The organism is Aquipuribacter aurantiacus, from assembly GCF_051216895.1.
In the GTDB taxonomy this organism is placed as follows: domain Bacteria; phylum Actinomycetota; class Actinomycetes; order Actinomycetales; family JBBAYJ01; genus Aquipuribacter.
The window spans coordinates 47,454-71,190 of the sequence record NZ_JBPKAO010000005.1; the positions used below are offsets into that span (position 1 = coordinate 47,454).

A 23,737-nucleotide genomic window follows, 5' to 3' on the forward strand; every position below is an offset into this window, starting at 1 on the left:
CATGGCGGTGCTGGACGTGGTGCGTCGGGAGTCCGTGCTGGTCAGCGCCGACGTCGCGGGCTGGTCCCGGCTGCTCGCCGACGACGACCTCGCGACCATCCAGGCCATCACCACCTTCCGCGGCGTGGGCGAGGCGGTCGCCCGGGACCACGGCGGCCGCCTGGTGGACTCGCCCGGCGACAACCTGCTGTTCGCGTTCGCGACGTCGCAGTCCGCGCTGGACGCGGCGCTGTCGTTCCAGGCCCAGGTGCACGCGGCCAACGCCGACGTCCCCGCCGCCCAGCGGATGCACTTCCGGATCGGGGTCGACCGGGGTGAGGTCGTCGAGCAGGACCGACGGGTCTACGGCCACGGCGTCAACGTCGCCGCCCGGCTGGAGCGTCTCGCCCGTCCCGGCGGGATCTGCCTGTCGCAGGCGGTGCGGGAGGCGCTGACGGACCACCCGCCGCTGGAGGACATCGGCGAGCAGCGGGTCAAGAACATCCAGCACCCCGTCCGGGCCTGGTTCGTGGACGTGCCGGGGCAGGTGCGGACCGCGGTGGCCGCCGGGGGCGCGCGACCGACCGTGGCCGTCCTCCCCTTCGACGACCTCGGCGAGGCCCCGGCCCAGGAGTACTTCGCCGACGGGCTGGTCGAGGAGCTGCTCACCTCGTTGGCCGCCGCACGCCACTTCCCGGTGATCTCACGCAGCTCGTCGTTCGCGCTGCGCGGGTCCGGCTACGACACCCAGCAGGCCGGCACCGCCCTGGGCGCCCGCTACGTCGTCGTCGGCAGCGTGCGACGGGCCGGGGACCGGGTGCGGATCACGGCCCGGCTCGTCGACGTCGACGACGGCGTGCAGGTCTGGGCCGACCGGTGGGACACCGCGGTGGCGGACGTGTTCGACGCCCAGGCCGAGGTCGCCGAGGCCATCGCCGTCGCGCTGCGCCCGGAGCTGCTGCGCGCGGAGTCGGTCCGCGCGTTGCGCCGGGCCCCGGCCGACCTGGACGCCTGGGACTACGCGCTGCGGGGGCTGTGGCACCTGCACCGCCCCGGCGCCGAGGACAACGCGCGGGCCCGTGAGCTGCTCCAGCGGGCCGTCGACCAGGACCCCTCCTCGGGCTTCGCCCACGGGCTGCTGGCCCACGCGCACTACCTGTCGCTCACCCACTCCTGGACCGACGACGTCGAGGCCACCGTCGCGCAGCTGGCCGTGCACGCCGACCGGGCCGTGGAGTGCGACCCGCGGGAGGCCGGCGGGCACCTGTACCGGGGGCTGGTCGCGTCGGTGGCCGGCCGTCTCGGTGACGCCGTCGCGTCGTTCCGCCGGGCCGTGGAGCTCAACCCGAGCCTGCCCGTGGCCCGCTCCCTGCTGGGCCAGTTCCTGGCCGTCGGCGGCGACCACGAGGCCGGCGCCGCCGAGGTCGAGCACGCCATCCGGCTCAGCCCCGAGGACCCGCAGCTGGCCGCGCTGCTGAGCGGGCTCGGCGTGGTCCACTTCCACGCCGGGCGCCTCGCGGAGGCCCGGGCGGTCTGCGAACGGGCCCTGGTCGTGACCCCCGGCTTCGCCCCGGCCCTGACGACCGTGGCGTCCACGTCGGCGCTGCTCGGTGACCTGGACCGCGCCCGCACCGCCGCCCGTGCGCTGGAACGCCTGGCGCCGCGGCTGACCGCGGAGACGCTGCGCCGGGTGAGCGCCAGCGGTCGCCCCGAGATGGTCGAGCAGCTGCTCCGCGGGCTCGAGCTCGCGGGTTTCCGCGGGGCGACGACCGTCGCCGCGCCCGCCGTCACGAAGGAGACCGCGTGAGCACCCTGCTGGACCCGACCGTCCCGCCCGTCCCCTACGCCGACGTGAGGGGCACGCTGCAGACCGGCGACGTGCTGCTGTTCGCGGGTGGCAGCACGCTGGACTTCATGATCCAGACCCTCGACGAGGTGCAGGGGCTCGCCCCCTACTCCCACGTCGGGATGGTGGTCCGCGACGGCGACGACCTGTTCCTGTGGGACGCACCCGGCCCGCCCGGGCCCGACAACCCCGGTTTCCCCGACCCGTGGGCCGCGAACCCCGGCAACCGGGCCTACCCGCAGTCCGGCGGGCACGACGGCTGCCGGATCGCCCCGATGGACGCCGTCCTGTCGTTCTACTCCGGGCCCGAGCTGGGCACGGCCTGGGTGCGTCACCTGTCGCCGGGGGTCAGTGACGCGCAGACGGCCGCCCTGCGGATCTTCGTCGACCGGGTGGACGGGCTGCCGTTCCCCACCCCGCTGAACACCGCGTTCCCGGCCAACTACGCCGCCGGCCTGGGCGGCGGCACGCTGTACACGGGTACGTTCTTCTGCTCTCAGCTCGTCGCCGCGAGCTACCAGCACATGGGGTTGCTCTCGATGGATCGCTGGCCGGCCAACAGCTACGTGCCCGGTTCGTTCGCCACCGACGACCCCACCAAGCTGCCGCTGGTGCCGCCCGCGTCGCTCGGTCCGGCGGTGCACTTCGCGCTGCCCGGGTGATCGTGCCGGGAGTGAGGCCGAAACCCCTCCGGACCTGCGGAGCGGCGACCTAGCATCGCTGCGGGCGCGGAGGTCGTGTCCCGAGGGGGGACACATGACCGACACCACCCGGACCGCCGACGGTTCCTCCGCCGGCCGCCCCACCGAACCGCAGGACCCCCGCGGTCCTGCCACCCCTCCGGTCCCCGACGCCACGGGTGACGTCGCGCCGGTCCCCGAGGTCACCGCTGCCCCCGGTGCCCGGCGTCGACCTGCTGCCTGGGTGGCGGGCGTAATGGCCGTCGCCCTGCTCGCCGCGGCCGCGGGACTGGTCCTGGTGCACCAGCAGCTGACCCGTACGCAGGCCGCGCTCCAGGCGCTCGAGTCCCGGGTCGGCGCGGCGGAGGAGGTGGCCTCGGGGGCGGACGAGCGGCTGGGCGCGGCGGGCAGCAGGCTGGCCGAGGTCGACACCGAGCTGCAGGTCCTGCTGGGTGAGCAGGACGAGTCCCTGACCGCCGGGCTGGACGTCGCCCTCGTGGTCGCCGTGGCGGAGGACTCCGTCGTCACGGTGCTGTGCGGTGACTCGCTCGGGTCGGGCTTCGCCGTCGAGGCCGACGTCCCCGACGGCTACGCCTCGGCCGTGCTGACCAACCACCACGTGGTGCAGGCGTGCACCGACGGCGACAGCGAGCTCGCCGCCGGTCGGAGGGACGACGAGTTCGGTGCCGCGGCCGGTCCGACGGACGAGGACAACGACCTCGCGCTGGTGTACGTGACCGAGGCGCTACCCCCGCTCGAGCAGGCCGCGGAGGCCGCCGAGGTCGGGGACCCCGTCGTCGCGATCGGCTCCCCGTACGGCCTGGAGGGGACCGTGACCTCGGGCATCGTGAGCAACGTCGACGACCTCACCTACCAGACCGACGCCGCGGTGAACCCAGGCAACTCGGGAGGACCGCTGCTGGACCGGGAGGGTCGCGTCCTGGGCGTGAACACCTTCGTCGTCGGCGGCACGGGGCTCAACTTCGCCGTGCGGCTCGAGGCCGCCTGCGAACAGCTGTTCCCCGACGGCTGCGGGTGGACCGTGTGACCGGGGTCCGTCCCGTGGCGGCGTCCGCGGGCACCCTCGCCGCCGCCCTCCTGATCGCGGCGACCGCGTGGCTGTGGGACGGGTCGCGCGCCGTCGCGGCTGACGTGGAGGACCTGCAGGGGCGGGTCGGCGCGCACGAGCAGGGTTCGACGACGCGGGAGACGGCGCTGGACGACCTCGACAGCCGCTTCGCCCAGGTGGACCGGGCCGGGTTCCAGGTCCGGTCCGCGCAGGCGTCCGCCGAGCAGTCCACCTTCGACGCGGCGGCCCTCGCGGCCGACGCCATGCCCTCCGTCGTCCGGGTCACCTGCGGCGACGTCGTGGGCTCGGGCTTCGTCACCGACGTGGTGCCCGCCCCCGGTCACGCCAGCGTCGTCCTCACGAGCCTGGCGGTGGTCGACGCCTGCACCTACGACGACGGGCCCGGGTTCGCCGTGGAGCAGGCCGGCCGGTCGCTAACCGGTGAGCTGTGGTCCTGGGACGAGACCAACGCGCTCGCGCTGGTCATGGTCGAGGAACAGCTCCCGGCGCTGCCCGACGGGCTGGGTGCCCCTTTCGTCGGCGACGACGTCGTCGTGATCGGCAGTGCCCTGGGGATCGAGAGCACCGTCACCGCCGGTCGGGTCACGAACGTGCTGGACGGCCTGGTGCAGACCGATGCGGCGATCAACCCGGGCAACGAGGGTGGGCCGATGCTGGACCGCAGCGGTCGGGTGCTCGGCATCAGCGCAGGAGCCCTGGAGGCCGACGGCGTCGGGTTCGTCACGCGGTTGGGGGCCATCTGCGCCGAGCTCATGGAGTGCGACGCGCGCGTCCTGCCCTGAGCGCGACGGTCACGTGGCCCAGCTGGACGACGAGTCGACGACGACCTCGACCTGGGCCCGCTGGCCGAGGGCTGGCGCACCCAGCGCGACACCGCGGCCTACGCCTCGGTCTACGCCGCCGACCCGACGGACTGGTCCCAGGGGCCCCGGCCGGTGACGGCGCAGGAGCCGGCCGTGAAGGCCGCCGGGGCGCGCCGCTACCGGGACTCCTGAGGCTGCTCGACCGGGCGGGCCGACCCCGTCCGGTGGTCCGCGGTCGTCACCGAGGAGACGCGGTCAGAAGGCGACCCCCAGCACCCACGGCCCGAGCAGGTACACCGCGGCGGTGATGAGCAGCACGCCCAGCACGTTGAGCACCACCCCGGCCCGCATCATCTCCCCGATGGTCACCCGTCCCGTGCCGAACACGATCGCGTTGGGCGGGGTGCCGACCGGCAGCATGAACGCGCAGGTCGCGGCCATGGCGGCGGGGACGAGCAGCAGCAGCGGGTCGACGCCGATGCCGGTCGCGACCCCGGCCAGCACGGGCAGGAAGGTCGCGGCGGTGGCGGTGTTCGACGTGATCTCCGTCAGCAGCAGGACGCCGAGGGTGACCGAGGCGACCAGGAGCACCGTCGGCAGCACCGACAGGCCCTCGAACTGCGTGCCGATCCACTCGTCCAGGCCGCTGGACTGGATCGCCGCCGCGATGGCCAGCCCGCCGCCGAACAGCAGCAGCACGCCCCACGGCACCCCGCGCTGCACGGTCGGCCAGTCCAGCGCCGCGACCCCGCGGCGACGGCTCACCGGCACCAGGAACAGCGCGACCACGGCGGCCATGGCGATGCCTGCGTCGGACAGCCGGGCCACGAAGGGGAACGCCGCGACCAGCCACGCGGTGTCGGCCAGCACCTGGCGGAACACCCAGAGCAGGGCGGTGACGACGAAGATGACGGCCACGGTGATCTCGCCGCGCGACATCCGCCCCAGCTTCGACAGCTCGTCCCGGATGACGCCGCGTCCGCCGGCGATCTCGGTCATGCCGGTGCGGAACATCAGCTTCGTCAGCACCAGCCAGGCCACGACCACGAACACCGTCGCCAGCGGCACGCCGACCGACATCCACCCCGCGAAGCTGACCTCGACGTCGTAGCTCTGCTCCATGACGCCGGCCATGATCACGTTGGGCGGGCTGCCGATCAGGGTGCCCAGGCCCCCGATGGACGCCGAGTACGCCACGGCCAGCATGAGGCAGGTCCCGAACCGTCGGACGTCGCGGTCGTCGTCGCCCGAACCGGTGACCAGCCCCAGCACGCTGATCGCGATGGGCAGCATCATCAGCGCGGTCGCGGTGTTGGAGACCCACATCGACAGGAACGCGGTCGCCACCATGATGCCCAGCACCAGCCGAGACGGCTTGGTGCCGAACGCGCGCATCGTCACCAGGGCGATCCGGCGGTGCAGGTTCCAGCGCTGCATGGCCAGCGCGATGGCGAACCCGCCCAGGAACAGGAAGATGTTGGCGTCGCCGTAGGCCGCGGTCGCCTCGCCGATCTCCAGCACGCCCGCCAGCGGGAACGCGACGATCGGCACGAGGGCCGTGGCCGGCAGCGGGAGCGCCTCGGTCATCCACCAGACGGCGACGAGGGTGACGACGGCCGCGGTGACCCGGCCCGCCTCGGGCAGCGAGCCGTCGCCGGGCAGCAGCAGGTGGACGAGGACCGCGAGCACCGGCCCCAGCGGGATGCCGACCCACTGCCGGGTGGTGCGGACCTTCTCGGTCCCGGTCGGGGACTCCACCGGCAGCGCCCCGCACTCGGCGGCCTCCGGCGGCGGGGCGCCCTCGACGGGGGGTCCGGGCGTGGGGCGTTCGACGGTGGACGCCATGCGTGCTCCTCCTCGAGCGTGGTCGCCCCGTCACCGGTCCCGGCACGGGCGCTGCCGGGACGATAGTGACGTAACGGGCGCGGGGCGAGCACGCAGGAGGGGCCAGCAGCGGTCAGTCGCGGGCCCCGGCGCCGGGTCGGATCGTCTCGACCACCTCGGCCTCGCCGGGCACGCCCCGACCCACGACCCGTGCCTCCCCGCCGCGTAGGTACACCCGGTAGTCCAGGAACACCACCGGCAGCCCGCGGGCCGTCGTCCCGTCGGGGCCGTCCATGGCCTGCAGGTGCACGTGCGGCTCGGTCGAGTTGCCCGAGTTCCCGCAGGCGCCGAGCGGCTGCCCGAGCGCCACCCGGTCGCCGGGGGCCACGCGGAGCGACCCGCGGCGCAGGTGGGCGAGGAGGACGTGCGCGCCGCCGACGTACAGCCGGAGCACCACGTGGTTGCCCGCGAGGCCCGCCGCCCCACCTCGGGCCCGGGACCCCTGCGTCAGCGCGTAGGGGACCAGCGCGACCTGCGAACGGCGGGCCTCGTGATCGGGCTCGCCGTCGTGGACGTCGACGACCGTCGCGGCGGCCGGGGCGAGCACGGGGGCGCCGAAGCCGACGAACCGTTCGGGTGGCTCGGTCGCCAGCCACGTCCGCCAGTCGCGGGTCGACCCGCTGCGTCGCCGACCGTCCACGGCGACGAAGTCGATGGCGTAAGTGGTCGCGAACAGGTGGGTGCCGTGGCTGGGCACCCGGCGCGCCGGGCTGTTCTGCGTGAGCCACGTCCCGTCGAACGGCAGGCGGAGGGCGACCGCGTCGGCTCCTGCGGCCTGCACCCCACCACCCTTGCAGCAGGCGCTGCGGAGCAACACCCGCCGTTCCCCCTCAGTCGGTGCGCTCGCGCAGGTGGTGGTGCAGCAGCACCGGGACGCACACCCACACCGCCGTCCCGACGAGCATCGGTGCGAACTCCAGCAGGACGGCCCCGGGGCTGTCCGCCCCCCGCAGCTGGTCCACCACGAGAGAGCCCGCCAGCAGGCCCCCGGCGGCCAGCAGCGCCCACCCGGCCGCGCCGGTGCGGGAGGGGCGGAGCAGCCAGGCCACGGCGAGCCCACCGACCCCGTAGCCGAGGAGGAACAGCTGCTCGGGGACGCCCAGGCGCTCGCCGTAGGTCTTGACCTGCAGCATGTCCTCGACCATCAGGGCCAGCGAGAGCCCCGTGAACAGCAGCAGGCCCGGGCGGGAGCGACGGTGCAGCGAGGCGACGAAGCCGCCGAGCGCTGCGGCGACGCCCCAGAGGGTGGCGTTCAGCATCGCCCCGACCCCGACGACCAGGGACGACTGGAAGGTGGTGCTGGGGTCGCGGACCAGCATGCCCACGTCGCCCTCGCCGACGCGGGCCAGGAGCCACACCGCGGCGACGACCGCCACCGCCGCCGCGGCGGACGACAGGGGGAGCCACCAGGGTGACCGAGCGCGGACCTGACCCTCCCGGTGGCGGTCGGGGGCGGGCTGTCGTGTCGTGCGGACCTGGGGCATCTGCGTCCCGTACCCACCCGGGGGCCCGCTCACTCCTGCCCGATCCGGTCCAGGAGCCAGCCGGGTCCCCGGGCGCGGGTCCCGCTCGGCAGCCGCGCGAGCAGACCGCGGTCGGCGGTCACCACCGTGCACCCGGTGCCGAGGCGCTCGACCTGGGCGACCACCTCGTCGTCGCCGGACCCGGCTGCCCGCACCACCTGCAGACCCGGCACGTCCGGCACCGCGCGGGCCCGGCCCTCGACGACCGCGACGACCGGGTCGATCCCGACGAGCTCCGCCGCCGCCACCCGGGTCAGCAACCGCTGCGTGGCCCCGGCCCGGTCACGCCACCAGCCGTCCGGACGCGACCCGACGACGTTGGCGACGTCCACGACGAGGGGGCACGGCGACCAGTCGCCGGTCTCAGGCACCGTCGGCCTCGACGGCGGTCCGCAGCTCGCCGAACAGCCCCGCCAGGGACGTCGGGGTGTGGTGCGCGTTCAGGCCGCTCGGGTTGGGCAGCACCCAGACGCGGGCGTCGCCCACCGGGTCGTCCTGCGGCCCGAGCACCGCCTTGGGCCGGTCGAACGCCTGCCGGTAGGCGGTGATGCCGAGCACCGCGAGCCACCGCGGCCGGTACGTGTCGACCTCCCGCCCCAGGCGCAGCGCCCCCGCACGCAGCTCGTCCCGGGACAGCTCGTCGGCCCGGGCCGACGCCCGGGCGGCGACGTTGGTGATGCCGAGGCCCAGGGTCAGCAGCTGCTCCTGCTCCGCGGGCGCCAGCTGCCGGTCGGTGAACCCGGAGCGGTGAAGGGCCGGCCAGAACCGGTTGCCCGGCCGGGCGAAGTGGTGCCCGGTCCACGCCGTGTACAGGCCGGGGTTGATGCCGCAGAAGAGCACCCTCAGGTCGGGCGCCAGGAGCGGGGGGACGGTCCGGTCGGCCGCGGCCAGCAGCTGCCCGTGGTCGGGCCCGGTTCGTCGGGGACGGTCGGTCACCGCCCCAGCATGCCCGCGCGCGGTCACGGTGCCTGCAGACCTAAACCCCGAGACGCTGTGGGATACCGCACTACCTACGGCGTCGTAACTTACGCCTCCGTAGGTTAACGTCGTGCCGTGCCTCTCGCCGCCGCCCTCCTCCGTGCCGACGCCGGAGGTGGCTCCCGCCGCGGCCGTCGACGCCGCCTCGGTCCTGCGCTGCAGCGGATCGCGGCCTCCGCCGTCACCCCGCTGGTGCCCGGTGACTACCTGGACCTGTTCGCGCCGCTGCGCTCCGGCGCCCCGCTGCGGGCCCGGGTCGTGCAGGTGCACCGCGAGACGCGTGACGCCACCACCCTGGTGCTGCGCCCCGGCAAGGACTGGGCGGGCCACGTGCCCGGTCAGTACGTCCGCATCGGTGTCGACGTCGACGGCGTCCGCCGCTGGCGGGCCTACTCGCTCACCTCGCTGGTCGACGCCCCCGACGGCCTGGTCGCCGTCACGGTCAAGGCCATCCCCGACGGCGTGGTCAGCGGCCACGTCGCCCGGCGGCTGCGTCCGGGCGCCCTGCTGCACCTGGACCAGGCGACCGGGGACTTCACCCTCGGTGCGCACCGCGGCCCGACGTTGCTCGTCACCGCGGGCTCCGGGATCACGCCCGTGATGGGGATGCTGCGCAACCACCTGCACGAGCTGTCCGACGTCGTCCTGGTCCACTCCGCCCCCACCTCCGCCGACGTCGTGTTCGGCGCCGAACTGCGAGCCTGGGCCGCCGAGGGCCGGCTGCGGCTCGTCGAGCGGCACACCTCGGTCGACGGGCTGCTGTCGGTCGCCGACCTGACGGCGCTGGTCCCGGACTGGCGCGACCGTCAGACCTGGGCCTGCGGGCCGACCGCGATGCTCGACGACGTCGAGGCCCACTGGGCCGCCGCCGGGGTGCCCGAGCGGATGCACACCGAGCGCTTCCGCCCCACCGTCGTCGCCACCGGCGAGGGCGGCACGGTCACCTTCGCCGCCAGCGGCACCGTGGTCGAAGCCGACGGCGGCACGACGCTGCTGGACGCGGGCGAGGACGCAGGCGTGCTCATGCCGTCCGGCTGCCGGATGGGCATCTGCTTCGGCTGCGTCGTGGGGCTGCGCGAGGGCAGCGTCCGCGACCTGCGCTCCGGCGACCTGACGACCGCCGTCCCCGAGGACGGCATCCGGATCCAGACCTGCGTCTCGGCTGCGGCCGGACCCTGCGAGATCGACCTGTAGACCCACGGTCGACAGCCCCACCCCGCCCGAGCGACGAGTACGACGCACCGCCCACAGACCCGAGGAGTCCCCATGGCCACCAGCACCCGGCTGTCCACCGTGACCACCGAGCGCACGCTCACCCCCAAGCGCTCCGGCAAGCCCGACCCGACCGCGCACCTGGACGCCGAGCAGGTCGAGGCCCTCGGCCGCGAGCTCGACGCGCTGCGCAAGGAGGTCTTCGACTCCCGTGACTCCCACGACGCGGCCTACATCCGCCGCGTGATCAAGGTGCAGCGCAGTCTCGAGCTGAGCAGCCGCGCCGTGCTGCTGTTCTCGCTGTTCCCGCCGGCCTGGTTCGTGGGCACGGCCGGGCTGAGCGTGGCCAAGATCCTCGAGAACATGGAGATCGGCCACAACATCATGCACGGGCAGTGGGACTGGATGCGTGACCCCAAGATCCACTCCACCGCCTACGAGTGGGACCACGCGTCGCCGTCGGAGCTGTGGAAGCACAGCCACAACGAGCTGCACCACACCTTCACCAACGTGCTGGGCCGCGACAACGACCTGGGCTACGGGATCATGCGCGTCGACGAGGAGCAGCGCTGGTACCCCGCCTACGTCCTGCAGCCGTTCTGGAACTTCCTGAACGCCTGCTTCTTCGAGTACGGGATCGCGTCCTACGACCTGGAGCTGGGCAAGAAGATCCGCGAGGGTGGGCTCGACGACCCGGAGTTCAAGGCCGACGTCCGCAAGGTGCTCACCAAGATCCGCCGCCAGATGACCAAGGACTACCTGGTCCACCCGGCGCTGTCCGGGCCGTCGTTCCTGCACACCCTGGGCGCCAACATGGTGGCCAACCTGGTCCGCAACGTCTGGACCCACTCCGTCATCATGTGCGGCCACTTCCCCGAGGGCGTCGAGACGTTCGCCAAGGAGTCCATCGAGGGCGAGACCCGCGGCGAGTGGTACCTGCGCCAGATGATGGGCTCGGCCAACATCCGCGGCAGCAAGGCCATGCACGTGATGACCGGCAACCTCAGCCACCAGATCGAGCACCACCTGTTCCCGGACATGCCCAGCAACCGCTACGCCCAGATCGCCCCCCGGATCCAGGACATCTGCTCCCGCTACGGCATCAGCTACACGACGGGGACGCTGCCGCAGCAGGTCGCCAGCGCGTGGCGGCAGGTCATCAAGCTGTCCCTGCCCGACGACACGAGCGCCGCGCAGACCGCGGCCATGCTCGCGCGGGGTGCTGCCACGGGCGTCCGCCGTCGCGTCGGGGCGCTGCTGCGCTCCCGCAAGGGCTCCCCGGCGGGCCCCTCCGTGACGGCGGTCGTGCGCGAGCGCCTCCCCGCGGCCGCCTGAGCCCGGGACGCCCGACCACGGGTGCGGACCGCCGTGACCCCGGCGGTCCGTAGCCTTGCCCCCGTGACGGTGCACTGGACGGAGGCGATCGACGACGACGCCATCCGTGCCGTCGTCGGCGAGGCGACCTTCGACCGCGGCGAGGCCTACGCCCGCGAGGGGCGCGTCCAACGGGTCAGCGGCACCGGCGGGGGAGCGCTGCTCGGCGAGGTCCGCGGCAGCGGGCGCGGGACGTACTCCACGCTCGTCACCCCCGCCAAGGCCCCCACGGCGCGACGCCCCTGGACCGGCCGGTGCTCCTGCCCGATCGGCAGCGACTGCAAGCACGCCGTCGCGGTCCTCATCGCGGCCCGGGCCGTGTCACCCGGCTCGGCGTCGCGCGAGCAGCCGGCGGGGCCCGGCTGGGAGGACCGGATCGGGCGGCTGGTCCGCTCCGTCGCCGAGCCCGAGGCCGAGCCCCAGGGGGCGCCGCTGGCGCTGCAGCTGAAGGTCGTCGACCCCGCCCCGGGCCTTCGGGTGCTCGGTCGCTCGCCCGACGCGCCTGCGCCGCCGCGGCGGCGGGTGCTGCTGCGCCCCGTCGTGCAGGGCCTGCGCGGAGCCTGGGTGCGCGGCGGTGCGTCCTGGCGCGAGCTCGAGCACGGGTTCTCCGCCTACGGCCGTCCCGTGCCGGACCCGCGGCACCGCGAGGCGCTGCTGGAGCTGTTCGGGCTGCACCAGGCCCGGGCCCGCAGCCGCTACGGCGTCAGCGGTGAGCCGACGGTGCACCTGGACGAGGTGGGGCCGTCGGTGTGGCAGGTGCTGCTGCGCCTGCTCGACGCCGGCGTGCAGCTGCTCACCACGGACGGCGACGGCGACGTCGTGGTGGCCGACGCGCCGGGGGCCGCGTCGGTGGACCTGCGCCGGGACACCCCGGACGGCGACGCCACCCTCGAGGCCGTGCTGACGCTGGCCGGCGACCGGTTCACCGCCGACGCGGTGTGCGTCGTCGGCTCACCGGCGCACGGCTTCGTCGTCGAGGCGGGGCGTCGCCCGGGCACCGGGGCCGGGTCGCTGCTGGTGGACAGCCTGCTGCCCGCCGGGGGGCTGCTGCTGGTCGGTCTCGACGCCCCGGCCACCCCGCAGCTGTCGCAGATGCTGCACGAGGGGCACCGCCTCGACATCCCCGCCGACGACCTGCCCCGGTTCCTGCGCGAGTACTACCCCGGCCTGCGGCAGGTGCTCCCGGTCACCTCCTCGGACGACTCCGTCCCGCTGCCGCAGGTGCAGCCGCCCACGCTCGTGCTGGCGCTGACCTACCTGGACGGGCACCGCCTCGCGCTGTCCTGGCAGTTCGACTACCGGGTGGGTGAGGAGGCCGTGCGCATCCCGCTGGGGGCGGACGCCACCACCGGACCGGTCCGCGACCGCGTCGGCGAGAGCGAGGTCCTCCGGTCCCTGACGTTCCCCGACCGCCTCGACGCGATCGACCGGGCCCCGCTGCCCCAGCTGTGGACCGAGGTCGGCGGGGACCGGCTGCTGGTGCCGCGGCTCACCCTGGCCGGCCTGGACACCGTCGCCTTCACCAACGACGTCCTGCCGGTGCTGCGGGACGGTGAGGCGGCCGGCGAGCTGGCGCTGGAGGTGTCCGGGACGCCGACGGACTACCGCTTCACCGAGGTCTCCCCGGTGATCGAGCTCCGGACGACCGAGTCCGGCGAGCGCGACTGGTTCGACCTGGGCGTCACGGTGTCCGTGGACGGCGAGGACATCCCGTTCGAGCCGCTCTTCGTCGCCCTCGCCAACGGCGAGACCCACCTTGTCCTGGACAGCGGGACCTGGTTCAGCATCGACCGGCCCGAGCTCGAGCAGCTGCGCGTGCTGATCGACGAGGCCCGCGGTCTGCAGGACAAGGACACCGGTGGGCTGCGGATCAGCGCCTACCAGGCCGACCTGTGGGACGAGCTCACCCACCTGGGGGTCGTGCAGGAGCAGAGCGAGCGGTGGACCCGCGCGGTGCAGGGCCTGCTCGACGTCGCCGCGGTCCCCGAGGTCGACGTCCCCGACGGGCTGGACGCCACGCTGCGGCCCTACCAGGTCGAGGGGTTCCAGTGGCTGGCGTTCCTGCAGGAGCACGAGCTGGGCGGGGTGCTGGCCGACGACATGGGCCTGGGCAAGACCGTGCAGGCGCTGGCCATGGTGCTGCGGGCCGTCGAGCGGGGGGAGCGTTCGCCGTTCCTGGTCGTGGCCCCCACGTCGGTCGTGCCCAACTGGGTGCACGAGGCCGCCCGGTTCGCGCCGGGACTGGTCGTCCGCGAGGTCACCCGGACCACCGCCAAGTCCGGGGTGCCGCTGACCGAGCTCGCCGACGGCGCCCACGTCGTCGTCACCTCCTACGCGCTGTTCCGCCTCGACAACGACTCCTACGAGGCGCTCGACTGGGCAGGCCTGCTGCTGGACGAGGCGCAGTTCGTCAAGAACCACCAGGGCCGGACCCACGTCTGCGCCCGGCGGCTGCGGGCGCCGTTCAAGCTGGCCATCACCGGCACCCCGCTGGAGAACAACCTGATGGAGCTCTGGTCGCTGCTGTCGATCGTGGCGCCCGGGCTGTACCCCAACCCCAAGCGGTTCGCCCAGCAGTACGCCACCCCGATCAGCAAGGGTGACCCCGAGGCCCTGGCGCGGCTGCGTCGTCGGGTCCGTCCGCTGATGCGCCGGCGGACCAAGGAGCAGGTCGCCACGGAGCTGCCGCCCAAGGTCGAGCAGGTCCTCGAGGTCACCCTCAACGCCCGGCACCGCCGGATCTACCAGACCCACCTGCAGCGGGAGCGGCAGAAGGTGCTGCGCCTGATCGACGAGCCGGACCGCAACCGGTTCGCCATCCTGCGCTCCATCACCCTGCTGCGTCGGCTCTGCCTGGACCCGGCCCTGGTCGACGACACCTGCGCCGGCGTGGCGGCCAGCAAGGTGGACGTGCTGTCCGAGCGGCTGCACGAGGTGATCGAGGAGGGGCACCGGGCGCTGGTGTTCAGCCAGTTCACCGGGTTCCTGGCCTCGGTGCGCGCCCGCCTGGACGCCGACGGCATCGCCTACTCCTACCTGGACGGCAGCACCCGTGACCGGTCGCGCCGGCTGGAGGAGTTCCGGGCCGGCGACAACCCCGTCTTCCTCATCAGCCTCAAGGCCGGCGGCGTCGGGCTCAACCTGACCGAGGCCGACTACTGCTTCATCCTCGACCCGTGGTGGAACCCGGCCGTCGAGGCGCAGGCCGTCGACCGCACCCACCGCATCGGTCAGGGCAAGACGGTGATGGTCTACCGGCTCGTGGCCACCGACACCATCGAGGACAAGGTGATGCAGCTCAAGGAACGCAAGCTCGAGCTGTTCAGCTCGGTGATGGACGACGGCGGCGCCCTGGGCGGGGCCCTGACCGGCGAGGACATCGCCGGCCTGCTCGAGCCGTAGCCCCGCCGGCTCAGCGCCGGGGGTCGACGTGCACCTTGGGGCCCGGGCCCGCGCCGGCGGGGCGGCGCCCGGCGAGGACGTCGGCCACGTCGTCGAGGCCCACCGTGGCCGAGACCAGCGGGCGCGGGTCGACCGCCCCCGAGGCGTAGTGGGCCACGGCGTCGGCCAGCCCGCCCGAGCCGCTGAGCACGCCCACCGCCGTCACGTCGGCCAGCAGCAGTGACCGGGTGTCGAGCAGGCTCGGCGCGGTGGCGATCCCGACCAGGACGACGCGACCGCCCGGCTCCACCACGTCGACCGCCCAGGCGGGTACGTCGGGCCCGGTGGAGGCGTCGACCACCGCGTCGAAGCCCGCAGCGACGCCGGCGTCGTGGCCCGTCCCGAGCGCGTCCGGACCGACGCCCCGCCGGCCCGGTCCGAGGACCTCCGTGCGCGAGCCCGACGTCTCGAAGCCCAGCGAACGGGCGAAGGCCAGCGACGGCTCGTCCAGCCCGAGCAGCCGCACGTCCGCCCCCTCGGCCCGGGCCACCAGGGCGACCAGCAGGCCGATGGTGCCCGGGCCGACCACCAGCAGGCGTCCGCCCGGTCGCAGCGCCGCCCCGCGCACGGCCCGGACGGCGTTCGCCCCGGGCTCGACCAACGCCCCCGCCACGTCGTCGACGGTGTCGGGCAACGGTTGCAACGACGTCGCCGGGACGGCCAGCCGTTCGGCGAGGGCCCCCGGGCGGCCGTTGCGGATGCCGACCTCCTCGCGTCGGGCGCAGACGTGCTGGCGTCCTGACGTGCAGCGGTGGCAGCGGCCGCAGCCGAGCATCGTGTCGCCCGTGACGCGTCGACCGAGCCAGGCCGGGTCGACCCCCTCGCCGACCTCGGTGACCACGCCGCACCACTCGTGCCCCAGCCGGATGGGGTAGCGGGCCTGCCCGGAGGCCAGGTACGCCATCTCGCCGGTGAAGAACTCCACGTCGGTGCCGCACACGCCCACCCGGGTGACGTCGACGACGACCTCACCGGGTCCGGCCACCGGATCGGGCACCTCCTGGACGCCGGCCTCGCCGGGGGCGGTCACCACGAACGCGCGCATCGCCCTCCCCGGACCGACTTCCTCAGCAGGCACCACCGCGTGGTCCGGGGTCGATGCTAGGCGGGCAGCACCTCCCGATCCGGGCCGGGCGGCCGGTGCTAGACAGACCGTCCGGCGAACCGTCGTCCGACGAACCGTCGCCGGCCCGAGACCAGGAGCGCAGATGACCAGCGGCACGAGCGGCACCAGCGGCAGCAGCGGCACCAGCGGCACCAGCGGCACCAGCGGCACCGTCGCCCGCAGCAGCGGGCGGCTCCGGGAGGCGTGGGCGCAGGGCCGGCCGGCCGTGGGGGTGTGGAGCATGCTGGCCGACCCGGTCGTGGCCGAGCTGCTCGGGGCCTGCGACGCGGACTACGTCGTGCTCGACCTGCAGCACGGCGCGGCGACCTGGGCCGACCTGCCGTCCCTCTGCCAGGCCATGCGGGCCGCGGGCCGGGCCCCGCTGGTCCGGGTGCCCTGGAACGAACCGGTGCACCTGATGCGAGCCCTGGACTGCGGCGCCGCCGGGGTCGTCGTGCCGTTGGTCGACAGCGCCGAGGACGCCCTGCGCGCCGTGCGGGCCTGCTCGTTCCCGCCGTCGGGGGACCGCAGCTGGGGGCCGATGTGGGGTGACGTCCGGTCCGACGGGGCGCTGCCACCGGCCGAGCAGGACGCCGGCGTGCTGTGCGTCGTCATGGTCGAGACCCGGGCCGGGGTCGACGCCGTGGCCGAGATCGCCGCCGTGCCGGGTGTCGACGCCGTCTACGTCGGACCCAACGACCTGGCGCTGGGCTGCGGCCACGGGCGGGCCACGTACCGGGACTCGACCGAGGTCGACGCCCTGCTGCAACGGGTGGTCGACGCCTGCCGGGCCGCCGGGACGGTCGCAGGCCTGCACTGCTCCGACCCCGAGATGGCCGCCCACTGGGCCGGGCGCGGGGTCGGCATGGTGACCACGGCCACCGACACCACGGTGCTGCGGCAGGGCATGGACGCGGCCGTCGCGGGGGCGTCGCGCACCGGCCGCTGACCGGGCGTCACCGCGAGAAACGGGTTCCCCCGGCACCCCGGCCCCGTGTTGACTCACTCGGAGGCCCGTCCGGGGAGGGCCTGCCGACACCCAGGGAGATGACCGTGACCCAGCAGCAGGCGGCCGACCGTGTCACCTCGACCGCGCTCGCGGACCGGGTCCTGGCCCCGGACCTGGCCCGCGGGTCGATGCTCCTGCTCATCGCCCTGGCCAACGCGCACTTCTTCCTGCACGGTCACGAGATCGGGGTCCGCAGCTACCCGCTGGAGGGGAGCTCCGCCGACCGCGCGGTCACCTGGCTGCTCATGACCTTCGTGGACGGTCGGGCGTACCCGCTGTTCGGCCTGCTGTTCGGCTACGGGATGGTGCAGCTGGCCCAGCGGCAGGAGCGGGCGGGGTCGTCGGTCTCGGCCACGAAGGCCCTGCTGCGACGGCGTTCCCGGTGGCTGCTGCTCTTCGGGCTGCTGCACGCGCTGCTGCTCTTCTCCGGCGACATCCTGGGTGCCTACGGGCTGCTGGGTCTCGTCCTCGCGGGCATGGCCGTCACCGCGTCGGACCGTCGGCTGCTCGTCGGGGCCGCGGTCGGGCTCGTCCCGCTGGCGCTGCTGGGCGTCGGGCACGTCATGACCCCGGCCGGGGCGACCGCGGCGTTCTGGTCCTACGGAACGACCGACCCGCTGTGGGCCGCCGGTTTCCGGGCCGGGGAGTGGGTCATGCTCACCCTGTTCATGGTCCTGAGCGTGGCGGGGGCGGTGCTCGCCGGGGCCTGGGGTGCGCGTCGCCGGTTGCTGGGCGAACCCGCCCGTCACCGGCGCCTGCTGCGGGTGGGCGCGGTGGTCGGGCTCGGGCTGGCGGCCCTGAGGGCGCAGCCGCTGGCCCTGATGGCGGCACAGGTCTGGACGGACCCGCCCGTCGCGGTCGTACTGGCCGCCGCCGTGCTGCACGCGGTCAGCGGGTACGCCGGAGGCGTCGGCTACGCCTGCGTGGCGGGTTTGGTCGCGGTGGCGGTTCCCGACCGCCGGGGCCCGGTGGTGGGGGCCCTGGTCGCCACCGGGCAGCGCTCCCTGACCTGCTACTTGGCCCAGTCGGTCGTGTTCGTCGCCCTGCTGGCCTCCTACGGCGGGGGTCTGGGCGACGACCTGGGGGTCGCGAGCGTGGCCGTGGTCGCGGTGCTGACGTGGCTGGCGACCGTGGCCATGGCCGTCCTGATGGCGAGGGCGGGGATGCGGGGCCCGTTCGAGCGGCTCCTGCGGCACCTGACCTACCGCCCGACGAGTCGGCCCGGGACCGCGACCGCCTGAGGGGTGGGGCCGGGCGGACCGACTTCCGCCGTCGAACCGGACTCGTTGCTGTTGATCGGCAACGCCACGATGCTGCTCCGCGTCGGCGGGTTCACCGTCCTCGCCGACCCGACCTTCGTGCACCGGCACGCCTCGGTCGACCTCGGTTTCGGGATGAGCACCACCCGGCTCACGGACCCGGCCATGGACGTGCCCGACCTGCCGCCCCTGGACCTCGTCCTGCCGGACGTCATCGGCAGCGTGCTGGAGGGGTCGACGCCGCAGGGCGAGGTCCGGACGCTGTGCATCAGCGGGGACACCCTCGTGCACGACGCGCTGCACGAGGTACCCCTTCGGTGGCCCGACCTGGACGTCGGCGTCCTCCACCTCGGGGCACCCGCGTCCTCGGGCTGCTCGTCACCATGGACGCCGAGCAGGGCGTCGAGGCCGCCCGGTTGGTCGGCGCCAAGAGGGTCGTACCCGTCCACTTCGACGACTACGACGTGTTCACCTCCTCGCGGGAGGACTTCCTGGTCGAGGCGCAGCGGGCCGGGATCGCGGACCGGGTGCGCCCCGTCGACCGCGGCGAGACGATCCTGCTCTGACCGGCGGGGCTGGTCGCACCCGGTTCGGAATAGACGCGACGCGCAGACGGCTGGGAGTGAGTGCGGTCGAACCGGCCGCCGTCACCCAGAAGGGCTCCGATGCGACTCCCGATCTCCGTGCTCGACCTCGCCCCCATCGGCCGGGGGCAGACGCCCACCGACAGCATCGCGGCCAGCGTGGCGCTCGCGCAGGCCGCCGAGGAGCACGGCTACCGACGGGTCTGGTACGCCGAGCACCACAACATGCCCAGCATCGCCAGCTCCGCGACCAGCGTCCTCATCGCCCACGTCGGCGCGCACACCCGCGAGATCCGCCTCGGGGCCGGCGGGGTCATGCTGCCCAACCACGCCCCGCTGACGATCGCCGAGCAGTTCGGCACGCTGGAGGCCATGTACCCCGGCCGGATCGACCTGGGGCTGGGGCGGGCGCCCGGTTCGGACCAGAACACGATGTACGCGCTGCGCCGCGACCCGTCGTCGTCGAACGCGTTCCCGCAGGACGTCCTCGAGCTGCAGGCGTACCTGGCCGGGCAGACCCGGGTCCCCGGGGTCGACGCCGTACCGGGCAAGGGCACGCACGTCCCGCTGTACATCCTCGGCTCGTCCATGTTCGGGGCCTCGCTGGCCGCCGCCCTGGGCCTGCCCTTCGCGTTCGCCTCGCACTTCGCCCCGGCGATGCTCACCGACGCCGTCGCGTCCTACCGCCGCGAGTTCCGCCCGTCGGAGCAGCTGGACGCCCCGCACGTCATCGCCGCGGTCAACGTCATCGCGGCCGACACCCCGGAGGCGGCGGCCGAGCACCGCCAGGCCGCCCGGCGGATGCGCGTGCAGGCCCTGCTGGGCCGGGGGCGTGAGCTCTCCGACGCCGAGGCCGACGCGATGCTCGACAGCCCGGGAGGCCGTCAGGTCGACCAGATGTTCAGCTACGCCGCGGTCGGGACGCCGCGCGAGGTCGGCGACTACCTCGACGGGTTCGTCACCCACGCCGACGCCGACGAGCTGATCGTCGCCCACCAGCCGACCACCACCGAGGGCCGGCTCCGCTCCGTGGCTCTGCTGGCCCAGGCGATGGACACCGTCGCCGTCTGAGCCGTCCCGGGTGTGGCCGCGGCCGCCCCGGGGTACACCTGGCAGGTGGAGCAGGACGGAGCAGGGGGCGGCTCCGACGTGGAGCGGGTCCTGATGGCGGAGGCCGACGCGGGCCCCCGGCTGCTGGCCTCGGAGGCCCTCCGGCTGCGTCAGGTGGTCCGCCGGCTGGCCTCCGGCCACGCCCTGGTGCTGCTGCGCCTGGACCAGGTGGTGGCGTTCGACGCCGCCGGGATCGGCCTGCTGCTGGGCCTGCACCGGCTGGCCCGGCTCAACGGGGCCGGGCTGGTCCTGGTCCGCCCCGCGCCCCGGTTGATGGACGCGCTGCGCCGTCGGGGGCTGCACCGCGTGCTGGTCGTCGACACCTCCACCGCGCCCGAGGCGCGCTGAGCGACCCGCCCCGCGACGACCCGGCCCGCGACGACCCGGCCCGCGCCGACCCGACCCGCGCCGACCCGACCCGCGACCTGTCCCGACCGCTGAGAGACTGTCCCCGACCGGGGCCACTCCCCGTCAGCGAGGAGGCGGCAGCATGGTGCAGGCACTCAGGTTCGGCTACAAGGCGTCGGCGGAGCAGTTCGCGCCCCAGGAGCTCATCGACTACTCGGTGACGGCCGAGCGCGCCGGCTTCGACTCCGTGTTCGTCAGCGACCACCTGCAGCCGTGGCGCCACACCGGCGGGCACGCCCCCGCCGCGCTGCCGTGGCTGGGGGCGCTCGTCGCCCAGACCGAGCGGGTCGCGGTCGGCACGAGCGTCCTCACCCCCACGTTCCGCTACCACCCGGGGGTCATCGCCCACGCGTTCGCGACCCTGGGCTGCCTGGCCCCGGGACGGGTGATCCTTGGCATCGGCTCCGGCGAGGCGATGAACGAGGCGCCGCTGGGCATCCCGTGGCCGGACGGCAAGGAGCGGTTCGCCCGGTTCAAGGAGTCGATCCAGCTGATCCAGGAGCTGTGGGCGGGCGAGCGGGTCACCTTCGAGGGCACCCACTACCGGACCGAGAGCGCCACGATCTACGACCGTCCCGACGTCCCCGTCCCGATCTACGTCGCCGCGTCCGGACCCGCCGCGACCCGCCTGGCCGGTCGGCTGGGCGACGGCTTCATCACCACGTCGGGCAAGGGGCGCGAGCTCTACACCGACACCCTGCTGCCGGCGCTGGCCGAGGGGGCGGCCAAGGCCGACCGCAGCGTCACCGACATGGACCTGATGATCGAGGTCAAGGTCTCCTTCGACCGCGACCGCGAGCAGGCGCTCCGCGACACCGGCCACTGGGGGGCGCTGGCCCTGTCCAGCGAGGAGAAGACCTCGGTGGAGGACCCGATCGAGATGGAACGCCTGGCCGACGCGCTGCCGGTCGAGCGCACGGCGTCCCGCTGGATCGTGTCCGACGACCCCGAGGAGCACGTGGAGCGGATCTGGGAGTACGTGGACATGGGGTTCACCCACCTGGTGTTCCACGCCCCCGGACCCGACCAGGCCCGCTTCATCTCCCAGTACGAGGAGCTGGTGCTCCCGCGCCTGCTGGCGCGCGCGGGGCGGTAGGTCGCACCCGGGCACCTCACATCGGGGTCGGCCGCCCCAGCAGGAACCCCTGGGCGTACCGGGCTCCCGTGGCCCGGACCAGGTCCAGGTGGTGCCGGGTCTCGACCCCCTCGACCAGGCACTCGGCGCCGACCGCCCTGGTCAGCTCGACGGCCGAGCGGAGCACCGCGACCCGGCGCGGGTCCTCCACGCCGACCAGGAAGCTGCCGTCGACCTTGACGATGTCCACCGGCAGGTCGGCCAGGTGGCTGAGGCTGGAGTAGCCGGTGCCGAAGTCGTCCACCGCGACCCGCACGCCCAGGGCCCGGAGCTCCTCCAGCTGGGCGAGCACGCTGGTGCGCGAGGGGAGCAGCTGCGACTCGGTGATCTCCACGACGAGCGAGCCGGCCGGGGTCGAGGTGGCGGCGAGCGCGTCGCGCACGGTGGCGACGAAGTCGCTGCGGACGAGCTGCTGGGCGGCGACGTTGATGGTGACCAGGCCCGCCGTCGGCGAGGAGCGGGCCAGCGCCTCCCGGACCAGCCACGCGCCGACCTCGACCAGGTGGCCGCCGGCCTCCAGGCCCGGCAGGAACGCCGTCGGCACGAGCAGTCCCCGCGAGGGGTGCTCCCAGCGCAGCAGCACCTCGTGGCCGACCACCTCGTCGGTACGCACGTCGACGATGGGCTGGCGGTGCAGGACGAACTGCCGCTCGGCGACCGCGGTCCGCAGGTCCTCCTCGAGCGTCGCCTGGTCGAGGACGGCGCGGCGGTGCTCCTCGGTGAACACCGTGTAGCGGGCCTTGCCGTCGTTCTTGGACGCGTACATCGCGATGTCGGCGTTGCGCATCACGGCGTCGGCGTCGACCTCGCCGGCCGGCGCGAGCACCACCCCGGTGCTCGCGCGCAGCGACACCAGCTGGCCCTCCACCTGCAGCGGCTCGGCCAGCGCGCGGGAGACCCGTTCGTAGGCACGCTGCCAGCCGTCCTCGTCGACGCAGCCCTCCAGGACCAGGACGAACTCGTCGCCCCCGAGCCGCGCGACGGTGTCGTGCTCCCGCACGCTGCGGCTCAGCCGGTCCGCCACCTGACGCAGCACCTCGTCGCCGAAGCGGTGCCCGCGGGTGTCGTTGACCAGCTTGAACCCGTCGAGGTCGAGGAACGCGACGGTGACCGCCCCGCCCTCGCGCTGGCCCCGCTGCAGCGCGTGCTCGATGCGGTCGCGCAGCAGCACCCGGTTGGGCAGGCCGGTCAGGGCGTCGTGGGTGGCCGCGTGCAGCAGCCGCTGCTCGTCGCGCCGCTCCCGGGTGACGTCGCGGAAGGTGCACAGCGCGCGGTCGGCGTCGATCGGGACGACGACGTTCTCGAAGACGCCGGGCCAGCTGCCCTCCGGGCCGACCTCGACCAGCACCCGTTGGGTCTGCTGGGTGCGGAACGCGGCCATCGTCGCCGCGTGCAGACCGGTCTCCTCCGCCTCGGGGAAGTAGTCCCGCATCGAGCGGCCGGTCAGCTCCTCCAGCGGACGGCCTGCGGCCCCGGCGCGGCTCATCCGCACCAGGCGCGCGTCCACCACCACGCCGTCCTCGTCGCGGTGGGCGTGGAACAGGCTGAGCCCCTCCGGGCTGACCTCCAGCGCGGCGTCCAGCACCGACCGCTCGGCCTCGACCGCCGCGAGCAGCTCGTCCGAGACCAGCGCCGCGCGCGCCTCGGCCTCCACGTCCGACACGTGCAGCACGACGTGGCGCACCTCGCCCCCGCGGCCCTCGGTCACGGCTTCGGCCCCGTCGGTCCCGTCGGTCCCGTCGGTCCCGTCGGCCCCGTCGGCCCCGTCGGCCCCGTCGGCCCCGGGCACCATCGACCACGCGACCCGGGTCCAGCGGTGCTCGCCCGCGGCCGTCACGAGACGGCAGGTGACGACACCGGAGTCCCGACCCGAGTCGCGCGCGGCCATCTCGACCGAGAGCAGGTGCCGGTCCTGCGGTGCGACCAGGTCCACCAGGTCCGTCCCCGGCAGGCCCGAGGGGTCCTGGACGCCCATCACGGCCGCGAAGGCCGGGTTCGCCGCCACGACCCGCCCGCCCGGGCCGGCGACGAGCGTGGCCAACGGCGAGCTGCGGAAGGCCGCCTGCAGGGCGGCAGCCTGCACGACGTCCTCGTCGAGCCGTCCGGGACCGTGCGTGACCACTGCCATCCACCTCGTCCGTAGGCCGGCCCGGGGTCGGGACCGGCACGGGGATACACCTTGGCGTGCCGGCGGGCGATGAGCCAGCGCCCGCGCGTCCCACGCCCCCAGGACGTCCGAGATGTCCAGGTCGCACCCGTCCGCACCCGTCCGCACCCGTCCGCACCCGTCCGCACCCGTCCGCACCCGTCCGCTCCT

General features: G+C 74.5%; 20 protein-coding genes. 13 read left to right on the top strand and 7 right to left on the bottom strand.

Annotated features, from left to right (window positions below; all coding sequences use genetic code 11):
- Window position 1 precedes the first annotated feature (1 nt).
- From ACR80Q_RS08470 to ACR80Q_RS08485, 4 genes are all read left to right on the top strand, one after another.
- Complete coding sequence (locus ACR80Q_RS08470; protein WP_435377160.1) at window positions 2-1,786, top strand: tetratricopeptide repeat protein; 1,785 nt, start codon at window positions 2-4, stop codon at window positions 1,784-1,786.
- Entirely contained in the window at window positions 1,783-2,487 is a 705-nt protein-coding gene (locus ACR80Q_RS08475; protein ID WP_435377161.1) for a hypothetical protein, read from the top strand. Before ACR80Q_RS08470 ends, ACR80Q_RS08475 begins: the two co-directional genes overlap by 4 nt.
- A 94-nt stretch (window positions 2,488-2,581) precedes the next feature.
- The gene (locus ACR80Q_RS08480) at window positions 2,582-3,553 is read left to right on the top strand and encodes a S1C family serine protease (RefSeq protein WP_435377162.1); all 972 of its coding nucleotides are present in this window, start codon (window positions 2,582-2,584) and stop codon (window positions 3,551-3,553) included.
- On the top strand, window positions 3,550-4,377 hold the full coding sequence (locus ACR80Q_RS08485; protein ID WP_435377163.1) for a trypsin-like peptidase domain-containing protein: 828 nt from the start codon (window positions 3,550-3,552) through the stop codon (window positions 4,375-4,377). The genes ACR80Q_RS08480 and ACR80Q_RS08485 overlap by 4 nt, the downstream gene beginning before the upstream one ends.
- A gap of 276 nt (window positions 4,378-4,653) precedes the next feature.
- Here the strand turns inward: ACR80Q_RS08485 and ACR80Q_RS08490 are convergent, their stop codons facing one another.
- The 5 genes from ACR80Q_RS08490 to mug all read right to left on the bottom strand — a co-directional run bounded on the left by ACR80Q_RS08490 (window position 4,654) and on the right by mug (window position 8,741).
- A complete protein-coding gene (locus tag ACR80Q_RS08490; protein WP_435377164.1) occupies window positions 4,654-6,243 on the bottom strand; it encodes an SLC13 family permease in 1,590 nt (529 codons plus the stop codon).
- A 112-nt stretch (window positions 6,244-6,355) separates the two neighbouring features.
- Window positions 6,356-7,063: a M23 family metallopeptidase gene (locus ACR80Q_RS08495; RefSeq protein WP_435377165.1), complete on the bottom strand. Its 708-nt coding sequence runs from the start codon at window positions 7,061-7,063 to the stop codon at window positions 6,356-6,358.
- A gap of 49 nt (window positions 7,064-7,112) precedes the next feature.
- Window positions 7,113-7,658 carry a DUF8692 domain-containing protein gene (locus ACR80Q_RS08500; protein ID WP_435377166.1) on the bottom strand — a complete coding sequence of 182 codons (546 nt, stop codon included), beginning with the start codon at window positions 7,656-7,658 and terminating at the stop codon, window positions 7,113-7,115.
- A gap of 137 nt (window positions 7,659-7,795) precedes the next feature.
- Window positions 7,796-8,176 carry a hypothetical protein gene (locus ACR80Q_RS08505; protein ID WP_435377167.1) on the bottom strand — a complete coding sequence of 127 codons (381 nt, stop codon included), beginning with the start codon at window positions 8,174-8,176 and terminating at the stop codon, window positions 7,796-7,798.
- On the bottom strand, window positions 8,169-8,741 hold the full coding sequence (mug, locus tag ACR80Q_RS08510; RefSeq protein ID WP_435377168.1) for a G/U mismatch-specific DNA glycosylase: 573 nt from the start codon (window positions 8,739-8,741) through the stop codon (window positions 8,169-8,171). The genes ACR80Q_RS08505 and mug overlap by 8 nt, the downstream gene beginning before the upstream one ends.
- 117 nt (window positions 8,742-8,858) lie before the next feature.
- Here mug and ACR80Q_RS08515 point away from each other — a divergent pair, with 117 nt between their 5' ends.
- The 3 genes from ACR80Q_RS08515 to ACR80Q_RS08525 all read left to right on the top strand — a co-directional run bounded on the left by ACR80Q_RS08515 (window position 8,859) and on the right by ACR80Q_RS08525 (window position 14,771).
- On the top strand, window positions 8,859-9,977 hold the full coding sequence (locus ACR80Q_RS08515) for a ferredoxin reductase (RefSeq protein ID WP_435377169.1): 1,119 nt from the start codon (window positions 8,859-8,861) through the stop codon (window positions 9,975-9,977).
- A 72-nt stretch (window positions 9,978-10,049) separates the two neighbouring features.
- Complete coding sequence (locus ACR80Q_RS08520) at window positions 10,050-11,330, top strand: fatty acid desaturase family protein (protein WP_435377170.1); 1,281 nt, start codon at window positions 10,050-10,052, stop codon at window positions 11,328-11,330.
- Window positions 11,331-11,393: 63 nt separating this feature from the next.
- Entirely contained in the window at window positions 11,394-14,771 is a 3,378-nt protein-coding gene (locus tag ACR80Q_RS08525) for a DEAD/DEAH box helicase (protein ID WP_435377171.1), read from the top strand.
- Between the two features lie 10 nt (window positions 14,772-14,781).
- On the opposite strand, the gene ACR80Q_RS08530 is transcribed toward ACR80Q_RS08525, so the two are convergent.
- On the bottom strand, window positions 14,782-15,855 hold the full coding sequence (locus ACR80Q_RS08530; protein ID WP_435377172.1) for a zinc-dependent alcohol dehydrogenase: 1,074 nt from the start codon (window positions 15,853-15,855) through the stop codon (window positions 14,782-14,784).
- A gap of 163 nt (window positions 15,856-16,018) precedes the next feature.
- Here ACR80Q_RS08530 and ACR80Q_RS08535 point away from each other — a divergent pair, with 163 nt between their 5' ends.
- The 6 genes from ACR80Q_RS08535 (at window position 16,019) to fgd (ending at window position 21,381) form a co-directional block, all read left to right on the top strand.
- Window positions 16,019-16,864 (top strand): HpcH/HpaI aldolase family protein, encoded by an 846-nt coding sequence (locus ACR80Q_RS08535; RefSeq protein ID WP_435377173.1) that lies wholly within the window; start codon window positions 16,019-16,021, stop codon window positions 16,862-16,864.
- 104 nt (window positions 16,865-16,968) lie between these two features.
- Window positions 16,969-18,165, top strand: a complete 1,197-nt coding sequence (locus ACR80Q_RS08540) for a DUF418 domain-containing protein (RefSeq protein ID WP_435377174.1) — start codon at window positions 16,969-16,971, stop codon at window positions 18,163-18,165.
- Between the two features lie 335 nt (window positions 18,166-18,500).
- Complete coding sequence (locus ACR80Q_RS08545) at window positions 18,501-18,749, top strand: MBL fold metallo-hydrolase (protein ID WP_435377175.1); 249 nt, start codon at window positions 18,501-18,503, stop codon at window positions 18,747-18,749.
- A 99-nt stretch (window positions 18,750-18,848) separates the two neighbouring features.
- Window positions 18,849-19,838: an LLM class flavin-dependent oxidoreductase gene (locus ACR80Q_RS08550; RefSeq protein ID WP_435377176.1), complete on the top strand. Its 990-nt coding sequence runs from the start codon at window positions 18,849-18,851 to the stop codon at window positions 19,836-19,838.
- Window positions 19,839-19,883: 45 nt separating this feature from the next.
- Window positions 19,884-20,225, top strand: a complete 342-nt coding sequence (locus ACR80Q_RS08555) for an STAS domain-containing protein (protein ID WP_435377177.1) — start codon at window positions 19,884-19,886, stop codon at window positions 20,223-20,225.
- Window positions 20,226-20,367: 142 nt separating this feature from the next.
- Window positions 20,368-21,381, top strand: a complete 1,014-nt coding sequence (gene fgd, locus ACR80Q_RS08560) for a glucose-6-phosphate dehydrogenase (coenzyme-F420) (RefSeq protein ID WP_435377178.1) — start codon at window positions 20,368-20,370, stop codon at window positions 21,379-21,381.
- Between the two features lie 16 nt (window positions 21,382-21,397).
- Here fgd and ACR80Q_RS08565 read toward each other — a convergent pair whose 3' ends face one another.
- Window positions 21,398-23,548 (bottom strand): putative bifunctional diguanylate cyclase/phosphodiesterase, encoded by a 2,151-nt coding sequence (locus ACR80Q_RS08565; protein ID WP_435377179.1) that lies wholly within the window; start codon window positions 23,546-23,548, stop codon window positions 21,398-21,400.
- Between the last annotated feature and the right edge of the window lie 189 nt (window positions 23,549-23,737).

What these genes read in the sequence shown, in the direction of transcription:
- ACR80Q_RS08530 (WP_435377172.1), bottom strand. Translation starts at nt 15,855, where the DNA reads ATGCGCGCGTTCGTGGTGACCGCCCCCGGCGAGGCCGGCGTCCAGGAG.
- ACR80Q_RS08535 (WP_435377173.1), top strand. Translation starts at nt 16,019, where the DNA reads ATGACCAGCGGCACGAGCGGCACCAGCGGCAGCAGCGGCACCAGCGGC.
- ACR80Q_RS08550 (WP_435377176.1), top strand. Translation starts at nt 18,849, where the DNA reads ATGCGACTCCCGATCTCCGTGCTCGACCTCGCCCCCATCGGCCGGGGG.
- ACR80Q_RS08480 (WP_435377162.1), top strand. Translation starts at nt 2,582, where the DNA reads ATGACCGACACCACCCGGACCGCCGACGGTTCCTCCGCCGGCCGCCCC.
- ACR80Q_RS08490 (WP_435377164.1), bottom strand. Translation starts at nt 6,243, where the DNA reads ATGGCGTCCACCGTCGAACGCCCCACGCCCGGACCCCCCGTCGAGGGC.
- ACR80Q_RS08520 (WP_435377170.1), top strand. Translation starts at nt 10,050, where the DNA reads ATGGCCACCAGCACCCGGCTGTCCACCGTGACCACCGAGCGCACGCTC.
- fgd (WP_435377178.1), top strand. Translation starts at nt 20,368, where the DNA reads ATGGTGCAGGCACTCAGGTTCGGCTACAAGGCGTCGGCGGAGCAGTTC.
- ACR80Q_RS08470 (WP_435377160.1), top strand. Translation starts at nt 2, where the DNA reads ATGGCGGTGCTGGACGTGGTGCGTCGGGAGTCCGTGCTGGTCAGCGCC.
- ACR80Q_RS08565 (WP_435377179.1), bottom strand. Translation starts at nt 23,548, where the DNA reads ATGGCAGTGGTCACGCACGGTCCCGGACGGCTCGACGAGGACGTCGTG.